1 protein-coding gene is annotated in these 1,827 nt (G+C 72.9%); it reads left to right on the forward strand.

All coding sequences use genetic code 11. From position 1 onward, the window contains the following. The coding region (locus AB4112_RS35930; RefSeq protein WP_441727249.1) for a condensation domain-containing protein at nt 1–1,827 on the forward strand (1,827 nt) is incomplete at both ends.

A 1,827-nucleotide genomic window follows, 5' to 3' on the forward strand; every position in this document is an offset into this window, starting at 1 on the left:
CCGCGCGCTGCCCGCACCGGACTTCTCCCCCGCCAGCCGCCGCGAGCCCTCCACGCCCCAGGAAGCGATCCTCTGCACCCTCTTCGCCGAGGTCCTCGGCCTCGACCGCATCGGCCCGGACGACAGCTTCTTCGACCATGGCGGACATTCCCTGCTCGCCACACGCCTCGCCTCCCGCCTCCGCGCCACCCTCGGCCGCGAACTCCCCATCCGCGCCCTGTTCGATGCCCCCTCTCCCGCCGCCCTGGCCCTCCGCCTCGACGCCGACGCCTCTGCCCGCCTGCCCCTACGGCCGCAGCCCCGCCCGGACGAGGTCCCGCTGTCCTTCGCCCAGTTGCGTCTCTGGTTCCTCGCCCAGCTCGACGGCCCCAGCCCCGCCTACAACATTCCGCTGGCGCTGCGCCTCGACGGGCCTCTCGATCCCAAGGCCTTGGCCGTGGCCCTGGCCGATGTGGCGGCCCGCCACGAGAGCCTGCGCACTCTCCTGGCCGACAGCGCCGACGGCCCGTTCCAGCACATTCTCGACCCGGACCAGGCGCAGCTCGACCTGACGCTGATCGACACCGCCGAGGCCGAGCTCCCGGCCAGGCTCGAACAGGCCGCCCGCCACGGCTTCGACCTCGCCCGAGAGCTCCCGCTTCGTGCTTGTCTCTTCCGCCTCGCCCCCGAGGCCCATGTCCTGCTCCTGCTCCTCCACCACATCGCCGGCGACGGCTGGTCCCTCGCCCCGCTGCTGCGCGACCTCGCCCTGGCCTACGCTGCCCGCCGCCAGGGCCACGCCCCCGCCTGGACCCCGCTCCCCGTCCAGTACGCCGACTACACCCTCTGGCAGCGCGAGCTCCTCGGCGAGGAGGCCGATCCCGACAGCGAGATCGCCCGACAGCGCGCCTTCTGGCTCGACACCCTCGCCGGCCTGCCCGAGGAGCTGACCCTCCCCACCGACCGGCCTCGCCCCGCCCGATCCAGCCAGCGCGGCGATACCCTCCCCCTCGCCCTCGATGCCGCCCTGCACCGCCGCCTCCTCGCCCTCGCCCGAGATCACGGCACCACCCTCTTCATGGTGCTCCAGGCCGGCCTCGCCACGCTGCTCTCCCGCCTCGGCTGCGGCTCCGACATCCCCCTCGGCAGTCCCATCGCCGGCCGCACCGACCATGCCCTAGACGATCTCGTCGGCCTCTTCGTCAACACCCTGGTGCTCCGCACCGACACCTCGGGCAACCCCAGCTTCACCGAGCTCCTCGCCCGCGTCCGCGACATCGATCTCGCTGCCTACGCCCACCAGGACCTACCCTTCGAACGCCTGGTCGAGCTCCTCAACCCGGCACGATCGACCGCCCGCCATCCCCTGTTCCAGGTCATGCTGGCGCTGCAGAACACCACCGCTCCCAGCCTCGACCTGACCGGCCTCAGTGTCTCTTCGCTACCGGTCGGCACCGGCACCACCAAGTTCGACCTCACCCTCGCCTTCGCCGAGCAGCGTGCCCCGGACGGCACCCCTCTCGGGCTCGAGGGCCAGGTCGAGTTCGCCTGCGACCTGTTCGACCGCACCACGGTCGCCGCCCTGGCCCGGCGCCTCGTCCGCCTGCTCCAGGCCGCCGCCRCCGATCCCGGACAGCGCATCGGCAGCATCGAYCTCCTCGATCCCGACGAGCGCCGGACCATCCTCGTCGAATGGAACGACACCGCACGCCCCGTCCCCCAGGCCACCCTGCCCGAGCTGTTCGAGGCCCAGGCCGCCCGCTCCCCCGACGCCGTCGCCCTGGTGTTCGAGGACCAGGCCCTCACCTATGCCGGCCTCAACGCCCAGGCCAACCGCCTCGCCCACCG

This window comes from Inquilinus sp. 2KB_23 (assembly GCF_052115705.1).
GTDB lineage: Bacteria > Pseudomonadota > Alphaproteobacteria > DSM-16000 > Inquilinaceae > Inquilinus > Inquilinus ginsengisoli_A.